Below are 16,745 nucleotides of genomic sequence, written 5' to 3' on the forward strand. Positions count from 1 at the left end.
TGGCCAATCAGCGCGTGGAGGCCGCGCTATCCAGATGATTTTCTTAGAGGCGCACGGTGGCACATTGGTTGCGAGGATTTTCAGTTTTTGCCTACAAAAGGAGGCACTGCCATGCGCTTTTCCATCCGAGCCGCCATGTTGGCAGCCACACTGCTACCGGTGTTCACGCCGGTATTCGCCGATCCGGTGCAAGACGCCCGCCTGGAGGGGGCCCTGCAAACTGCCCTGTCGCTGAACCGCATGCTCGACCCGTTCCGTATTCAGGTCGAGGTGGATGGCAAGCAGGCGCGGCTTTCCGGTGAGGTGGAGAACGACGTCGAGCGCCAGCTGGCAGAGCATGTGGCTCTGGCTACCCGTGGCATCGAGCAGGTTGACAACCAACTGCGGGTCAATGCCCAGCTGGTGGAGCGCCCGCTGGCGTTGCGTGCCTACGCCCAGCGCCTGGAGGATGCCACCCTGGCCGCCGTGATCCGTGCTCGGCTGCTATGGAGCCGCATAACCGAGAAGGCACCTATAGATGTACAGAGCAGCGAAGGTGTGGTGACCCTGCGCGGCAAGGTCGACAGTGCCGAGGCCAAGGAGCTGGCCGGCGTGGTGGCGCGCACCACCGAGGGCGTACACCTGGTCAACAACCTGGTCAGCCTCGATACCGCCGCCATGGCCAAGGCCCGGGAAGCTCCGGTTGGGCTGCCGACCGGGCCGCAGCCGAGTGATAGCTGGATCATCGACAAGATCCAGAACAGCTACCGCTTCAGCCGCAACCTCGATGGCCTGAACCTGAAAGTGGCCAGCGAAGAGGGGCTGGTTCGGCTTTCAGGCGAAGTGGTCAGCAGCGAGCAAAAAACCATCGCCGTGGAAATCGCTAGGCAGATCATCGGCGTGCGCGGGGTGGATGCCGACCTGCTCAAGGTGGCGACCAAGATCGAAGGTTGATCGTGCAATTCGCACGACCCCACGGAAGGCATCGTGCAGGATACGTCCCTGTCGATTATCGCCTTTATGTGTAACTACTTGATTTGAAAGGATTTTATTTGATTCAAAAGGCTGGCATGCAGGCTGCAATTACTTATTCAGGTTTGAACAAGAATTACAGCAGGAGGAGCCGGCATGAACTGCCAATCCGTCAACCGCTTGCAGAGCGCCGCACTGCCCCTGCGCCAGGTGTTGTCACTCGGCCTGGCGCTGGTACTGACTTTGGCCGCTGGCCTCTTCTATTACAGCTGGCAGACCGCGCGCCTGGCCGAGCAAGTGGCGGCGCAGACCGCCCTGTTGACGCACATTCAGGCAACCCGTGCCAACACCCTGGTCAAGGCCGCCGACCCGCTGCCAACCGGCCAGGCCAGTGCGTCACCGGGCACCTTGGAAAATGTCGTACCCCAGGACCGCTGGGTGTTCTGACCGCCGGTTGAACCGATTCCGAAAAAGAAAGGAGAACCACCATGCTGAGTTGGGCTATCACTTTCCTCATCATCGCCATTGTCGCCGCCGTACTGGGCTTCGGTGGTATCGCGGGCGCTGCCACGGGTATCGCGAAGATTCTGTTCATTGTCTTCCTGGTGCTGTTCGTAGCCTCCTTCTTCTTTGGACGTGGACGAGGTTGAAGATGGGCAGGAAGCGTTGGACAGCCCTGGCTGCCGCCCTGTTACTGGGTGGCAGTGCGGCGGCGATGGCGGCCAATGACGGCCAGGTCCGGGTCGACCAGTTGCTCGGCTCGGACCCGGAGTACAGGGGAACCTGGCAGGACACGATCAAAGGCGAGGAACGCCTGCCTGACTGGGTGGTCAATCTGACCGGCAGTTCCCAGCAGCAGATGTCTGCCGTCACCGAAGACGGCGACAAGTACCTGGTCGGCCCGTTGTGCGAAGGCCAGGACAACTGCACCTACAAGCGCCTGATCGTGGCGTTCAGCTGGGACAAGGATGATGCCTACGGGATGCTCGTGGAGGTGCCCGAAGGTCTGCCGAACGACAAGTCGCCCACCCGCCACGCGCAGTACCGCTGGCTGGGTGAGCCGGATGACGGCATGAAGGCAATGCTGCAGGAGCAGCTCAAGCGTGACCCGAACTGGTACTGAGCGTTTGTAGCCGGTACGGATGAAAGGTCATGCACTGTCACGTAATAGAAGCTGAACCTGTCTATATTTCAGCCTTCTATGATGCGCCGCCCCGAGGAGGGGCTGCACATGACCAAGGGGCCGGGCTGTTCTGATTGTTGCAGGATCGGAGTGGCCTAGGGGTACAGGGAGTGCCTCCAGCCATGGGCCGGGTCAGGAACGGCGGAATCGGAAGTTTCAGGTCGGCGGTGCCATAGGGGCATCTGACCAGACCTGACTTCCGAGGAGCCATGTAGGAAACGTCTCTTCCCTGCGCGATTTCCTCTTCGAGACACATTTTGTCTCGACCGCACATCAATTTTTTTCGATCAGCTCGGCGCTTGTTCAAGTGGCATTTCGGCCATTCGGATTGTCGAACAAGCCATCGCCCCTGTTCTTTTTACCCTGCCAAATCTGCCTAAATATGGCGGTTTGGTCTTGTTCGGGATTCCGAACGTTGTAAATCAAGCACTTGCGAACCTCTCGTTCTGGTCAGAAACGTTATGCATAAGCGGCATGGGCCATGCGCTTCAGGCATTAGATTTCCCCCTTTGCCATCGCAATAGTTGCCGCCTTTTTCGCCGGCCGAGCGCCCTGTCGCTCGCCTGCGGTGTCCTTACATGAAGTCGCCGGACGGAAGCAGCTGCTGCCCGTGACCTAGCCAACGGCTCTGTTACGCGCGTTTCCGTTGGGTGCCCATGACCACTAGAACAAAGGGTAAAGACATGAAGAAGGCAAAACTGAGCCTCGCCTGGCAGATCGTCATCGGTCTGGTCCTGGGTGTTGCAATCGGCGCTCTACTGAATCATTTCAGTGCAGAAAAGGCATGGTGGATCAGCAACGTCCTCCAGCCCGCTGGTGACATCTTCATTCGCCTGATCAAGATGATCGTCGTCCCGATCGTGATTTCGTCGCTGATCGTGGGTATCGCCGGGGTTGGCGACGCGAAGAAACTGGGCAGCATCGGCCTGAAGACCATCATCTACTTCGAAGTGGTGACCACCATCGCCATCGTCGTCGGCCTGGTGTTGGCCAACCTGTTCCACCCGGGCGCCGGCATCGACATGAGCACCCTGGGTACAGTGGACATCTCCAAGTACCAGGCTACCGCGGCCGAGGTGCAGCATGAGCATGCGTTCATCGAAACCCTGCTGAACCTGATCCCGTCGAACATCTTCGCAGCGCTGATGCGTGGCGAAATGCTGCCGATCATCTTCTTCTCGGTGATGTTCGGCCTGGGTCTGTCGAGCCTGCAGGCAGAGCTGCGCGACCCGCTGGTGCGTACTTTCCAGGCGGTTTCCGAGACCATGTTCAAGGTCACCCACATGATCATGAACTACGCCCCTATCGGCGTGTTCGCCCTGATCGCCGTGACCGTGGCCAACTTCGGGTTCAGCTCGCTGCTGCCGCTGGCCAAGCTGGTGGTACTGGTGTACTTCGCCATCGCCTTCTTCGCCTTCATGGTGCTGGGCCTGGTTGCCCGCCTGTTCGGCTTCTCGGTGATCAAGATCATGCGCATCATGAAAGATGAGCTGATTCTCGCTTACTCCACCTCCAGCTCGGAAACCGTGCTGCCGCGCGTGATCGAGAAGATGGAGAAGTACGGTGCGCCGAAGTCGATCTGCTCGTTTGTGGTACCGACCGGCTACTCGTTCAACCTCGACGGCTCGACCCTGTACCAGAGCATCGCGGCCATCTTCATTGCCCAGCTGTACGGTATCGATCTGTCGTGGAGCCAGCAGCTGCTGCTGGTGCTGACCCTGATGGTCACCTCCAAGGGTATCGCTGGCGTACCGGGTGTTTCTTTCGTGGTGCTGCTGGCCACCCTGGGCAGCGTGGGTATCCCGCTGGAAGGCCTGGCCTTCATCGCCGGTGTCGACCGCATCATGGACATGGCCCGTACCGCCTTGAACGTTGTGGGCAACGCCCTGGCAGCCCTGGTCATCGCGCGCTGGGAAGGCATGTACGACGCCGCCAAGGGCGAGAAGTACTACGCCTCGCTGATGGCCGGCAAGCAGGAAGTGGCCATGGTTGGCGAAGCTGCCAAGCGCTGAGCCTGACTGCTGTTTGACCAAAAGCCCCGACTTGTCGGGGCTTTTTGTTGCCTGTGAGATCTTGGGAGCCAATTGCGAACCCTTGTAGGAGCGGCCTTGTGTCGCGAAAGGGCCGCAGAGCGGCCCCGGCAATTTGTGCAGCGGAGCTGAAATCTTGGGGGGCGCTGGGCACCCCTTTCGCGACACAAGGCCGCTCCTACAAAGGATCGCGATCGCCAGTCACAGGCCCCGATACGCTATCATTCGGGCATTTTTCAGGGGGAACACACGGATGCTCAACGGCCTTTGGCTTGGCTTTTTCCTGGTGGCGGCAGTGTCCGCCCTGGCCCAATGGCTAATAGGCGGCAACGCCGGCATCTTCGCGGCGATGGTCGAGAGCATATTCGCCATGGCCAAGTTGTCGGTCGAGGTGATGGTGCTGTTGTTCGGCACGCTGACCCTGTGGCTGGGCTTTCTCAAGATCGCCGAGAAGGCTGGCATCGTCGAGTGGCTGGCCAAGGTGCTCGGCCCGCTGTTTGCCCGGCTGATGCCGGAAGTTCCGCCCGGCCACCCGGCCCTGGGCCTGATCACCATGAACTTCGCCGCCAACGGCCTGGGGCTGGACAACGCCGCCACGCCGATCGGCCTGAAGGCCATGCGCGCGCTGCAGGAGTTGAACCCCAGCAGTACCACGGCGAGCAACGCGCAGATCCTGTTCCTTGTGCTCAACGCATCGTCGTTGACCCTGCTGCCTGTGACCATCTTCATGTATCGGGCCCAGCAAGGTGCGGCGGACCCGACCATGGTGTTCCTGCCAATCCTGCTGGCCACCAGCGTCTCCACCATGGTCGGCCTGCTGTCGGTGGCAGTGATGCAGCGCCTGCGCCTGTGGGACCCGGTAGTGCTTGCCTACCTGATTCCCGGTGCCTTGCTGCTGGGCGGCTTCATGGCCTTTCTCGGTACCCTTTCGGCGGCCGCGCTGGCCAGCCTGTCGTCGATCTTGGGCAACCTCACGTTGTTTGGTGTGATCACCCTGTTCCTGGTGATCGGCGCCTTGAAGCGGGTGAAGGTGTATGAAGCCTTTGTCGAAGGCGCCAAGGAAGGTTTCGATGTGGCCAAGGGCCTGTTGCCTTACCTGGTGGCGATGCTGGTGGCGGTGGGTGTATTGCGGGCCTCAGGCGCCCTGGAGCTGGCTTTGGACGGTATTCGTCATGCGGTGACTGGGCTGGGCCTGGACACCCGCTTCGTCGAGGGCTTGCCCACGGCGCTGGTCAAACCGTTCTCCGGCAGTGCGGCGCGGGCGATGCTGATCGAGACCATGCAGACCCACGGTGTGGACAGCTTCCCGGCGCTGGTGGCAGCGACGATTCAAGGGAGTACCGAAACCACTTTCTACGTGCTGGCGGTGTACTTCGGTGCGGTGGGTATCCAGCGCGTGCGCCATGCCGTCGGCTGCGCCTTACTGGCGGAGTTTTCCGGTGTGATCGCGGCGATCTTCGTCTGTTACTGGTTTTTCGCCTGACCTTTTTGGGGCCGCTTTGCGGCCCATCGCCGGCAAGCCAGCTCCCACCTTGACCTCACAGACTTCAAGGCATGCGAAGTACCTGTGGGAGCTGGCTTGCCGGCGATGAGGCCCTGACAGGAGATAGAACCGGGCCTGACTCAACGGACTGATGGTGGTTGTGTACTACCCGCCTGTGCAATGGTCCAACTCACCACCTGCCCGGTCAGCTGGTCGCAGGCCTTCCCGAAACCGGCAACTACTGCTGACACCTGCTTGTCGGCCAGCGGCTGGCGGATTTCGAAGCGTTTGCTGGCCAGAATGCGTTGGTTGCGGCCTTGAACCAGGCGTGCGTCATAGCGGATCACCACATCCACCGCCCCGCCCGGGAGGTATTCGGTCTGGAATGCCTGCAGCTCGCCAGCCAGCTCGTAGTCGGCCTGCAGGTTGCTGTCGTCGGCACTCAGGCGCTGTACCTGGCCGTCACGCTGGAAACCGTCTAGCAGCCGGTTGCGCAGCAGCACCGGCACTGCGTCGCTCCAGCGCGCACCCTTGTAGCTGCTGACCACATCGCCCTGGGGAATCACGGCAATCCGTGGCCCGGCCAGCACTTCGCTGGCCAGCGGCTTGTTCAGGCGCAATGACCAGTCCAGCGCCGGCACTGTGCGACCGGGCTGGTTCACCGGCAGACGGTACAGGTCGACGGGCTCGCTCTGCGGCAGGATCGAGCAGGCACTGGCCAGGCTCAATGCGGCCGCCAGGGCCAGCAGGCGCAGCGACGGTTTCATGGTTGGAACTCCTTGTTGTTGTCGCGGCCGAGCAGGTAGCCGCTAGGGTCGGCCTCCAGTTGCCGGGAAATGCCTTTGAGTGCGTTTAGGGTTTCGCGTAGCTCGCGAATCGCCGGGGTCAGCTGGTTCAGGCCCTGGGCACCGTCGCCGATGGCTTCGCGGTTGTCCTCGAGCAGGCGGTTGATGGTGGCGGTGCTCTCGGCCAGTGACTGCATGGCCTGCTCGGCGCTGCCGATTGCCTGCTTGCCTTCGCTGCCCAGCAGGCCGTTGGCATTGCGCATCAGTGCCTGGGTTTCGGCCAGGGTGGCGCTGGCCTGCTTGCCCACCTGCACCAGTTGCTCGATGGCCTGGGTGATGCTGCCGTGCTGGCCAGCGAAGGCGCCGGTGGTCTTGTCGAGGTTGGACAGGGTGTTGCTGAGGTGGCCGATGTTGTCCTCGGAAAACATCTGGTTGGCGTTATGCAGCAGCAGGTTGATGTTGGTCACCAGGTCGCTGCTGTCATTGAGCAGGCGCGAGATTGGCGAGGGCGATGCGATGATCACCGGCAGCTTGCCGTCCTTGCCTTTCAACTCGGGGCTTTGCGGGGTGCCCCCGCTGAGCTGGATGAACGAGTTGCCGGTCACGCCGGCCAGGGTGAGCTTGGCCTGGGTGTCTTCCTTCACCGGGGTGTCGGCGCTCAGGCGCACCCGTGCCAGTACCCGGCGCGGGTCTTTCGGGTCCAGGCGCAGGGTGGACACATCGCCTACCTTGATGCCGTTGTACTGCACCGGGCTGCCGCGGGACAGGCCGGAGACGGCTTCGTTGAACACCACTTCGTAGTCCTTGAAGGCGTCGTCGACACTCGACTTGGCCAGCCACAGGCCGAACAGCATGGCGCCGGCCACCACCAGGACGGTGACCAGGCCGATAAGAACGTGATGGGCTCGGGTTTCCATTGCTCAGCGCTCCTGCCCGGCACGGGTGGCGGCCTGCTCGGCCGCGCGCCCGCGTGGGCCATGAAAGTATTCTTGAATCCAGGCGTCGTTGGTCTGCTCGACCTCGGCCAGCGGGCCGGCCACCAGGACCTTCTTCTGCGACAGCACGGCGATGCGGTCGGTAATGGTGTACAGGGTGTCGAGGTCGTGGGTGATGAGGAACACCGACAGGCCCAGGGCGTCACGCAGGGTAAGGATCAACTGGTCGAAGGCGGCGGCACCGATCGGGTCCAGGCCGGCGGTGGGTTCGTCGAGGAACAGGATGTCAGGGTCCAGTGCCAGTGCCCGGGCCAGCGCGGCGCGCTTGATCATGCCCCCGGACAGCGAGGCCGGGTATTTGTCGGCGGCCGAGATTGGCAGCCCGGCCAGGGCCAGTTTCACCCCGGCCAGGTGCTCGGCATCGGCGCGGGACAGCCCGGCGTGCTCGATCAGCGGCAATGCCACGTTTTCGGTGACAGTCAGCGAAGAGAACAGCGCGCCCTTCTGAAACAGCACGCCGAAGCGCCGTTCGACCAGTGAGCGCTGCTCTTCGCGCAGGCCGGCCAAGTCCTGGCCGAACACCTTGATCTGCCCTTCGTCGGGCCGTCGCAGGCCAACGATGCTGCGTAGCAGCACCGACTTGCCGCTGCCCGAACCGCCGACCACGGCGAGTATCTCGCCGCGATACAGGTCGAGGTCGAGGTTTTCGTGCACGCTCTGGCGGCCGAAGCGGTTACAGATGCTGCGGGCCTCGATCACACGTTCCTGGCCACTCACCAGCCCATCTCCATGAAGAACAGCGCAGCCACCGCATCCAGCACGATGACCACGAATATCGACTGCACGACCGCCGAGGTGGTGTGCGCGCCCACCGATTCGGCGCTGCCGCTGACCTTGAAGCCTTCCAGGCAGCCGATGGCGGCGATCAGGAAGGCGAAGAACGGTGCTTTTGCCAGGCCGACCAGGAAGTGCTGCACGCCGATGTCGCTTTGCAGCAGCGACAGGAACATGGCTGGCGAGATGTCCAGTGTCAGCGCGCACACCACCGCGCCGCCGACGATGCCGCAGATCATCGCGATGAAGGTCAGCAAGGGCAGCGAAATCAACAGCGCCAGTACGCGCGGCACCACCAGCAGCTCCATGGGGTTCAGGCCCAGGGTGCGGATGGCGTCGATTTCCTCGTTGGCCTTCATCGAGCCGATCTGCGCGGTGAACGCGCTGGCGGTGCGGCCGGCCATGAGGATGGCGGTCAGCAGCACGGCGAACTCTCGCAGGAACGAGAATGCCACCAGGTCGACGGTGAAGATGGTCGCGCCGAAATCGGCCAGCACCGTGGCGCCGAGGAAGGCCACCACCGCGCCCACCAGGAAGGTCAGCAGGGCGACGATGGGGGCGGCGTCCAGACCGGTCTGTTCGATGTGCGCCACGACCGGGGTAAAGCGCCAGCGATGGGGTTGCAGGGCACGGCGCAGCAGGGTTTCGAGGATCAGGCCAACGAAGCCGAGCACCTGCAGGGTGTCTTGCCACAAGGTGCCAACGGCGCAGCCGATGCGCTCTAGTAGCAACAGCAGCACGTTACGCTCGGGTTCCTTGACCGGAATGCAGTAGTCCTGCACCGAGCAGTAGACATTCTTGAGCAGGGCGCGGCTGGCTTCGGGCAGGCCATCGGTGCAGCGGGACAGGCGTTCGGAGCCGAGCAGTTCGGCCAGCAGCGAGGCACCGGCGGTATCCAGGCGTCCCAGTTGGCTAAGGTCGGCGACGGTATCGGCAGCATATTGCGCCCGCAGGCGCTTGCTCTCACGCTTGAGGCTGGCGTAGTGCGCCAGGGTCCAGTCACCGGTAATGCGCAGGCAAGCCGGTTGGCTACTGGTGTCCAGGGTGGCGCTGGGGGTGGTCATCGGCTCCATGCTACTGACTCGGCGCTAAGGCTTAGGGCCTGATCATAGCGCAGCGGGCATGGGCTGTTTGGTGATTATGTGCTGTCTTCACGGACCTTGGGGGCTGCTTTGCAGCCCATCGCCGGCAAGCCAGCTCCCACATGGAGCGGGTTATCGCTGGCCCGGTGGGAGCTGGCTTGCCGGCGATGGGCCGCAAAGGGGCCCCCCTTAAACTCACCCTGCGGGCGCGTCATCGACCACCTTGAAGCGCAGCACACCGATGACCTGCCCATCCTCTGTCAGTACCCTCACCTGCCACTTGCCCACCGGGTTCGGCGGGAAGTTCTGCTTGTGGGTCCAGGCCCGGTAGCCTTCCTTGCGCCCGCCATGGATGTCCAGGGCAATGCGATCAACTTCCTGGCCGTCCTTTTGCCACACGTGATAGATCCGCTCGTTCAGGCCGCGTGGCGCGTTGATCGCGGTGTAGGCGTACAGGCCGCTGCTACGGATGCGGCTGGCGGCAATTTCGTGCAGCGAATCGCCCGGCTGGCGGTTCAGCACTTCGGTACTGACCGCCACTTCGGTCATCCACAAGGTTGCTGGTGGCACCCAGGAGCGCAGAAGCCAGCCCCCGCCGCCGACCGACAGGGTGACCAGCACCAGGGCCACGGCACGGCGCCAGTTGTTGATCGGGAAGCTGCTGGCAAGGCTGGGAAACGACAGGGCCATGGCTGCGATCAGGGCCAGCTTGAAGCTTTGCGCGGTGGTCAGGTGCAGGATGATCGGCAGCGCGGTCAGCAGGGCGGCGAACAGGGTCAGGGTATGCAGCGCCAGGAACAGCCAGCGCCTCGGTGCCAGCCACTTGTAGTACAGCGGATCGATGATCGAAATCAGCCCGGCGGCACCAAGCAGGCCGGTGAACACCAACTGGCCGCTGTTCCAGGTGGTGGTGATGAAGAAGAATGGCAGCACGAAGAACAGCGATTCCTGGTGGATCATCTGTGTCGCGTAGCGCAGCAATGGCTGCGGTATTTCGCGGTTGAAGGTGCGCGCGAACAGGCCGGTGAGGGTGTTTTCCAGCATCAGCCAGAGCCAGCTGACCAGCATGAGCACAGCTACCCAGCTGGCAAGGCCAGCCTGACGGTCGACCAGGATGAAACTGCCGATGCCGGAGAGGAAACCGCCGAGCGCGATGATGCCGGGGTAGCGTTTGAGCAGTTCGATGATGCGCTGGACGATGTGGGGGATTTGGGGCATTGGGGGCTACAACAGAAAGGATATGGTGGCTGTGCCGGCTTCTTCGCGGGTGAACCCGCTCCCACAGGGACCGCGTTGCGATACCCGCGAAGGGGCCGGTACTGGCAAAAGGATACCGCCGATTCACCGCTAGCGTGTAGCACCGCTCGGTTTTTCCGGACCGTGGCGACGCCAGCGCAACAGCCCCGCTGCCAGGATCAGCCCCGATAGCAAGGCAACCAGCCCATAGAGTTCATCATAGCCAAGCAACGGCTTTTCGATACGCACATAGCCATCTTCCTTGAGCAGTTCCTTCAGCGCCTCGTTGGCCTGCGCCAGGCTGACCTGCCGCAGCTTGCGCACCGGGTTGGCGAAGCGTCCGTCGCTATAGTCGTTCAGCGCGCCCCAATAGTAGTCGGCCAAGGCACTGTTGCCCTGGGTGCTCCAGCTTTCCTTGGCGACGCTGGCGTACTTGATGCGCTCGAAGGTGTCCGGGTCGAGGCCTTCCTTGCGCAGGTGATCGAACAATTTCTGCATCACCTCGACCGCCTGGTCGATGTCCTCGCGCTCCAGGTCGGCATTGAGGCTTAGCAGGCCAGTGTCGCCGAAGCTCTCGCGTTGTGCCGAAGGGCCGTAGGACAACCCGTTGCGCAAGCGCAGCTGGTCATACAGCGCCCAATCCAGGTAGTGCGACAGCAGGTCGAGGGTGGCCTGATGGTCGTTGTCCAGCACCGGCTCGACGAACAGCCAGTGCAGCTTGACGCTGTCGCCCAGCCAGCCGCGGGTCAGGTCGCGGCGCTGTTCAGCTTGCTGGCCGATGCTTTCCAGGGTGCGGCGCTCCTCCGGCTCGGTGGCGGGCAATTCGCCAAAGGTACGCTCCAGGTAGGCCGGCAGCAGGCGGTCGAGGCCGCCGACCACTATCAGGGTCATGTTGTTGGCCGCGTACCAGCGGTCACGCAAGGTGTTCACCTGCTCCAGGGTCATGTCGTCGAGGTTGGAGCGCTCCGGGCATTTCAGGCCTAGCTCGGTGGCCAACTGGTCGCTGGCGGGGTGGCCGATGTCCTGGCGGTCGAGCCAGCGCTGCAGGTGGCCATAATGGCCGCCATCTTCACGCTCGATGATGCGCTTGGCGGTGGCCAGGGCCTTGGCATCTATGCGGGTTTCGTGGATCACCGCCAGTAGCAGGTCGAGGACTTTGCGCTGGTTGCGCGCCGGGGCTTCGATGACGAAGGTGGTGTCGGCGCTGCTGGTGTAGGCGTTCCACTCGCCGCCCAGCGATTGCAGGCGCTCTTCCAGGCCACCCTCGCCGGTTGCGTCGATGCCGCTGAACAGCAGGTGCTCGAGCAGGTGCGGCAGCTCTTTCTGCTCGCAATTGAAGTCATCCAGGCCGACGCCGACCACCAGGCGAATCGCTACATGGTCACGTTCATAGCCGTTTTTCAGGATGACCTGCAGGCCGTTGGGCAACAGGTAACCTTCAACTCGCGAGCGGTCGAGGGCGAATGAGGGCAGGCTGCAGATCAGCAGGCAAACGAACATCAGGCAACGCATGGGCGAGCTTGGGTCCTCAGGTAGGCGAAATCACGGCAGGCGGGCTTCGTCCGGCACGCTGTCGAGCATCAGCCCGCCCGTGTCCGAGCCGCCCAGTACCACATAGGCACTGCTACAGAACAAAGAGTTCAACCGTTTCATGTCGGCGATCAGCTCCAAGTGTAGCGAACTGGTCTCGATACTTTGCACTACCTTGCGCTGCAGGCGGCTGACATGGGCGTGGGCAAGGCGCCGTTCCTGGGCGCGAAATCGGCGTTTTTCCCGCAGCAGCAGACGGGCGCTTTCCGGGTCGGCACTGAGAAACACCGACAAGCCCAGGCGCAGGTTGGCCAGAAGCTGTTCCTGCAAGCCGGTGAGTTCTTCCAGGCCCACCTGGGAGAACTCCCGGCGCTGGCTGGTTTTCTGCTGCTGGACCTTGCGCAGCATACGCTCGATCAGGTCGCAGGCCAGCTTGAGGTTGATCGCCAGTTCGATGATTTCTGCCCAGCGGCGGTTGTCCTGTTCGCTGAGGCCTTCACGTGAAATCTGCGCCAGGTACAGCTTGATCGCGCTGTACAAGGCTTCGGCGTCCTCGCCAAGGGCGCGGACCTGTTGCGGCAAGGCGGCCTGGGTACCGCGCAGGGCACCGAGCATGGCTTCGAGCAGGCTGTCGACGATATCGCCCAGGCGCAGGGTTTCGCGGGAGGCGTTGGCCAGGGCCAGGCTGGGTGTTTCCAGCGCCGAGGTGTCGAGATGGCGCGGGCGAATCTGGCCGTTGCCGTTTTCCCGTTCGGGTAGCAGGGTGTTGCACAGCCGGCCCATAGGTTTGACCGTGGGTAGCATGATCAGGCAACGCAGCGTGTTGTAGAGCAGGTGGAAGCCGATGACCAGCTCCTGTGGGCTGAAGCTCAGTGAGTCCATCCAACCCACCAGCGGGTGCAGCACTGGGATGATCAGCAGCAGGCCGATCAGCTTGTACAGCAGGCTGCCCAGGGCCACACGGCGTCCAGCGGCGTTCTGCATGCTGGTGCTGATGAAGGCCAGCAATCCGCTGCCGATGTTGGCGCCCACCACCAGGCCGATAGCCACCGGCAGGCTGATCACTTCGGCGCCGGCCAGTGTCGCAGTGAGCAGCACGGCGGCCAGGCTGGAATAGGAAATCATGGCGAACAGTGCGCCGACCAGGGCGTCGAGCATGATGTCGCCGGTCAGCGAAGCGAACAGCACCTTTACGCCCTGGGCGTGGGTAATCGGTGTAGCTGCCTGCACGATCAGCTCCAGTGCCAGGATGATCAGGCCAAGCCCGATGCCTACTCTGCCCAGCTGCCCCGCCCGCGTCTGCTTGCGCGAGAGGAAGAAGATCACACCCAGGAAGATCAGCAGCGGCGACAGCCAGGACAGGTCCAGGGTCAGCACCCGGGCCATCAGCGCGGTACCCACGTCGGCGCCGAGCATGATTGCCAAGGCCGGGGTCATGGCCATCAGACCTTGGCCGACGAACGAGGTGACCAACATGGCTGTGGCGTTGCTGCTTTGCACCAGGGCTGTGACCAGAATGCCTGCGACGAACGCGAGCGGGCGTTTGCTCATGTTCTGGCTGATGATGCGCCGCAGGCTCGAGCCGAATACCCGGAGTATGCCGGTACGCACGATGTGGGTGCCCCAGACCAGAAGCGTAACGGCCGAGAGCAGGTTGAGCAGGGTCAGCATGGCGACGGCCCCCTGTTGCATCGGCCCAGAGGGCCAAGAGACGAAGCGTGAGCGTTTGAAGAATTTTCAGTGCTCACTCAAAGCTTTAGTTGTTTTGCGGAGCTGTCGCCAGCTTCGCATGGCTGTCATTTGTTTGAAATACGGCGGAAATGAAAAAAGGGCCCGAAGGGCCCTTTGTCCTGCACTTCCTGATCTTATTGACCCGGAATGTCCTTGCGCAGTTTCACTGGCTCGTGCTCTTTGCCGTTCTTGCGGGCCAAGGCAGTTCGCATGCGGATGTTGATGGCTTCCACCGCCAGCGAGAACGCCATGGCGAAGTAGACATAGCCTTTAGGCACATGTACGTCGAAAGATTCGGCGATCAGCACGGTACCGACCACGATCAGGAACGAAAGTGCGAGCATCTTCAACGAAGGATGTTTGTCGATGAAATCGCTGATGGTGCCGGCGCACAGCATCATCACCAGCACGGCGACGATGATCGCGGCGATCATCACCGGTACGTGGGACACCATGCCCACCGCCGTGATCACCGAGTCCAGCGAGAACACGATGTCGATGATGGCGATCTGGATGATGGTGTAGAAGAACTTGCCACCCGCGCCTTTCGGTTCTTCCGGGTTTTCGTCCTCGCCTTCCAGGCCGTGATAGATCTCTTGCGAGCTTTTCCACAGCAGGAACAGGCCACCAAAGAACAGGATCAGGTCCCGCCCGGAGATGCCCTGGCCCATGACCACGAACAGGTCGGCGGTAAGGCGCATGACCCAGGTGATCGACAGCAGCAGCATGATACGAGTGACCATGGCCAGGGCCAGCCCGAAGATCCGGGTGCGCGGCTGCATGTGCTTGGGCATGCGGCTGACCAGAATCGAGATCATGATGATGTTATCGATACCGAGGACGATCTCAAGCGCGGTAAGGGTAAAAAAGGCAACCCAGATTTCCGGGCTGGTCAGCCATTCCATGTGTCTTCCTTCGAACGGTAAAGGCGACGCGCCCGGATCCGGGCGCGTCGCGTTAGGGAAATACGTGTTTATTAAAGACTACTGAACAGCGGGAAAATCCCCATCAGCAGCGCGGCGAGCATTATGCACAGGCACACCAGCACTGCCCACTTCAAGGTGAAGCGCTGATGATCGCCGAACTCGATCCCGGCCAGGGCCACCAGCAGGTAGGTGGAGGGTACCAGGGGGCTTAGCAGGTGTACCGGCTGCCCGACGATCGACGCACGGGCCATTTCCACCGGGCTGATGCCATAGTGGCTGGCAGCTTCGGCCAGCACCGGCAGCACGCCATAGTAGAACGCGTCGTTAGACATGAAGAAGGTGAACGGCATGCTCACGATCGCGGTTATCACCGCGAGGTATGGGCCCAACGCCTCGGGGATGACCGACAGCAGGCTCTTGGACATGGCGTCGACCATGCCGGTGCCCGACAGGATGCCGGTGAAGATGCCGGCGGCAAAGATCAGCCCGGTGACCGCCAGCACGCTGCCGGCGTGGGCGGCGATGCGGTCTTTCTGCTGCTGCAGGCACGGGTAGTTGACGATCATGGCGATGCTGAAGGCGATCATGAACAGCACGGGCAGCGGTAACACGCCGGCAATCAGCGCGACCATCAGGGCAGCGGTCAGGGCACCGTTGAAGTACAGCAATTTTGGCCGGCGCGCGTCCGGGTACTGCGAAACGGTAATTTCGCTGTGGTCGATGTCGTCGGTGGGCAGGTGCAACTCGCCCAGGCGGGCACGTTCGCGCTTGCCGTACATGTAGGCGATGGCCAGGATCGCCAGCACACCGAACAGCATGGCGGGGATCATCGGCACGAAGATGTCCGACGGGTCCACGTGCAGGGCGCTGGCGGCGCGGGCGGTCGGGCCACCCCAGGGGGTCATGTTCATTACCCCGCCGGCGAGAATGATCAGGCCGGCCATGATCCGCGGGCTCATGCCCAGGCGGCTGTACATTGGCAGCATGGCGGCGCAGCAGATCATGTAGGTGGTGGCGCCGTCACCGTCGAGCGAGACCACCAGGGCCAGTACCGCGGTGCCGACGGACACTTTCAGCGGATCGCCCTTGACCAGCTTGAGGATCTTGCGCACGGCCGGGTCGAACAGGCCGGAATCGATCATCAGGGCGAAATAGAGGATGGCGAACATCAGCATCACGCCGGTAGGTGCGAGCTTGCTGATGCCCTCGAGCATCATCGGGCCGATCTTGGCGGAAAAACCGCCGAACAGGGCGAACAGGATCGGTACCAGAATCAACGCGATCAAGGCCGAAAGGCGCTTGGTCATGATCAGGTACATGAAGGTGATGACCATGGCAAAGCCGAGGAAGGTCAGCATGGCAGTACTCCAGGCGTGGCGCGGCGAAAGGAACGTCGATTCGGGCGGATCAGCGCGCTTGGCGCTGTGCAGGGAGCATGCGGAGGGGGGCTACGGAAAGTTGGGCACAGGAATACATCAGAATCACCATTGTTGTTGTTGATTGGGCCGGGCGCGGTGGTTACCGGGTGCCCTGGCTGACCGGTCTTGTGCCGGTAGTGGGGGCTATCCTATGAGGGCAAGCTTTCAGCCAGCTTTCGCCGAAGCAAAGGCGACGAGAGGTAGGTGATGCAGGATGTGACCGAGGGTGGCTGCCATTGTGGCGCCTTGCGTTATCGGTTGGAGGGCGACCTGACGGACATTGCCCATTGCCATTGTTCGATCTGCCGGCGGGTCAGTGGCGGGCTGGTGATGACCTGGCTCACCCTGCCCCGCTCGGGGTTCCGGTGGCTGGCGGGCGAGCCGAACTGCTATGTGGCGCCGGCCAGTTGCAGCCGGTACTTCTGTGGGCATTGCGGGGCGCATGTGGCGTTGGTGACTACACATAGCCCGGAGACGGTGGATGTGACGGTGGCGACGCTGGACCACCCGGAACGGGTCAGGGCCAACCGGCATATCTGGGTGGGTAGCCGGTTGCCTTGGTTGCATCTGGATGAGGATTTGCCTTCGGAGGCCGAGGAGAACCTGTAAGAGATTGTGTTG

At 62.4% G+C, this 16,745-nt stretch carries 16 protein-coding genes; 7 read left to right on the plus strand and 9 right to left on the minus strand.

Going from position 1 to position 16,745, the window contains the following annotated elements; genetic code table 11:
* Positions 1-111 precede the first annotated feature (111 nt).
* From ACK56M_RS00795 to ACK56M_RS00820, 6 genes are all read left to right on the plus strand, one after another.
* Positions 112-933 carry a BON domain-containing protein gene (locus ACK56M_RS00795; RefSeq protein WP_015268486.1) on the plus strand — a complete coding sequence of 274 codons (822 nt, stop codon included), beginning with the start codon at positions 112-114 and terminating at the stop codon, positions 931-933.
* A gap of 174 nt (positions 934-1,107) precedes the next feature.
* Positions 1,108-1,398: a hypothetical protein gene (locus ACK56M_RS00800; protein WP_015268487.1), complete on the plus strand. Its 291-nt coding sequence runs from the start codon at positions 1,108-1,110 to the stop codon at positions 1,396-1,398.
* A 41-nt stretch (positions 1,399-1,439) separates the two neighbouring features.
* Complete coding sequence (locus ACK56M_RS00805; protein WP_003252966.1) at positions 1,440-1,601, plus strand: DUF1328 domain-containing protein; 162 nt, start codon at positions 1,440-1,442, stop codon at positions 1,599-1,601.
* Between the two features lie 2 nt (positions 1,602-1,603).
* Positions 1,604-2,074 carry an inhibitor of vertebrate lysozyme family protein gene (locus ACK56M_RS00810; RefSeq protein WP_015268488.1) on the plus strand — a complete coding sequence of 157 codons (471 nt, stop codon included), beginning with the start codon at positions 1,604-1,606 and terminating at the stop codon, positions 2,072-2,074.
* 743 nt (positions 2,075-2,817) lie between these two features.
* On the plus strand, positions 2,818-4,146 hold the full coding sequence (gene gltP / locus ACK56M_RS00815) for a glutamate/aspartate:proton symporter GltP (RefSeq protein ID WP_191472031.1): 1,329 nt from the start codon (positions 2,818-2,820) through the stop codon (positions 4,144-4,146).
* Between the two features lie 271 nt (positions 4,147-4,417).
* The gene (locus tag ACK56M_RS00820; RefSeq protein ID WP_054572512.1) at positions 4,418-5,647 is read left to right on the plus strand and encodes a nucleoside recognition domain-containing protein; all 1,230 of its coding nucleotides are present in this window, start codon (positions 4,418-4,420) and stop codon (positions 5,645-5,647) included.
* A gap of 140 nt (positions 5,648-5,787) precedes the next feature.
* Here ACK56M_RS00820 and ACK56M_RS00825 read toward each other — a convergent pair whose 3' ends face one another.
* The 9 genes from ACK56M_RS00825 to ACK56M_RS00865 all read right to left on the minus strand — a co-directional run bounded on the left by ACK56M_RS00825 (position 5,788) and on the right by ACK56M_RS00865 (position 16,064).
* Positions 5,788-6,414: an ABC-type transport auxiliary lipoprotein family protein gene (locus ACK56M_RS00825; protein ID WP_054572513.1), complete on the minus strand. Its 627-nt coding sequence runs from the start codon at positions 6,412-6,414 to the stop codon at positions 5,788-5,790.
* Entirely contained in the window at positions 6,411-7,349 is a 939-nt protein-coding gene (locus ACK56M_RS00830; RefSeq protein WP_046616914.1) for an MlaD family protein, read from the minus strand. The genes ACK56M_RS00825 and ACK56M_RS00830 overlap by 4 nt, the downstream gene beginning before the upstream one ends.
* A gap of 3 nt (positions 7,350-7,352) precedes the next feature.
* Positions 7,353-8,144 carry an ABC transporter ATP-binding protein gene (locus tag ACK56M_RS00835; protein WP_054572514.1) on the minus strand — a complete coding sequence of 264 codons (792 nt, stop codon included), beginning with the start codon at positions 8,142-8,144 and terminating at the stop codon, positions 7,353-7,355.
* Entirely contained in the window at positions 8,141-9,274 is a 1,134-nt protein-coding gene (locus tag ACK56M_RS00840; RefSeq protein WP_043935195.1) for an ABC transporter permease, read from the minus strand. Before ACK56M_RS00840 ends, ACK56M_RS00835 begins: the two co-directional genes overlap by 4 nt.
* A gap of 204 nt (positions 9,275-9,478) precedes the next feature.
* The gene (locus ACK56M_RS00845) at positions 9,479-10,501 is read right to left on the minus strand and encodes a DUF5924 family protein (protein WP_015268494.1); all 1,023 of its coding nucleotides are present in this window, start codon (positions 10,499-10,501) and stop codon (positions 9,479-9,481) included.
* A 129-nt stretch (positions 10,502-10,630) separates the two neighbouring features.
* Positions 10,631-12,031: a M16 family metallopeptidase gene (locus ACK56M_RS00850; protein ID WP_015268495.1), complete on the minus strand. Its 1,401-nt coding sequence runs from the start codon at positions 12,029-12,031 to the stop codon at positions 10,631-10,633.
* A 30-nt stretch (positions 12,032-12,061) separates the two neighbouring features.
* On the minus strand, positions 12,062-13,720 hold the full coding sequence (locus ACK56M_RS00855; RefSeq protein ID WP_015268496.1) for a Na/Pi cotransporter family protein: 1,659 nt from the start codon (positions 13,718-13,720) through the stop codon (positions 12,062-12,064).
* Positions 13,721-13,914: 194 nt separating this feature from the next.
* A complete protein-coding gene (locus ACK56M_RS00860; RefSeq protein ID WP_015268497.1) occupies positions 13,915-14,685 on the minus strand; it encodes a TerC family protein in 771 nt (256 codons plus the stop codon).
* Positions 14,686-14,756: 71 nt separating this feature from the next.
* Positions 14,757-16,064, minus strand: a complete 1,308-nt coding sequence (locus ACK56M_RS00865) for a CitMHS family transporter (protein WP_015268498.1) — start codon at positions 16,062-16,064, stop codon at positions 14,757-14,759.
* Positions 16,065-16,331: 267 nt separating this feature from the next.
* Here ACK56M_RS00865 and ACK56M_RS00870 point away from each other — a divergent pair, with 267 nt between their 5' ends.
* A complete protein-coding gene (locus ACK56M_RS00870; RefSeq protein ID WP_015268499.1) occupies positions 16,332-16,733 on the plus strand; it encodes a GFA family protein in 402 nt (133 codons plus the stop codon).
* Positions 16,734-16,745: the final 12 nt, after the last annotated feature.

The sequence above is a fragment of the Pseudomonas sp. s4 genome, from assembly GCF_046764235.1.
GTDB classification, from domain to species: Bacteria; Pseudomonadota; Gammaproteobacteria; order Pseudomonadales; family Pseudomonadaceae; genus Aquipseudomonas; species Aquipseudomonas asiatica.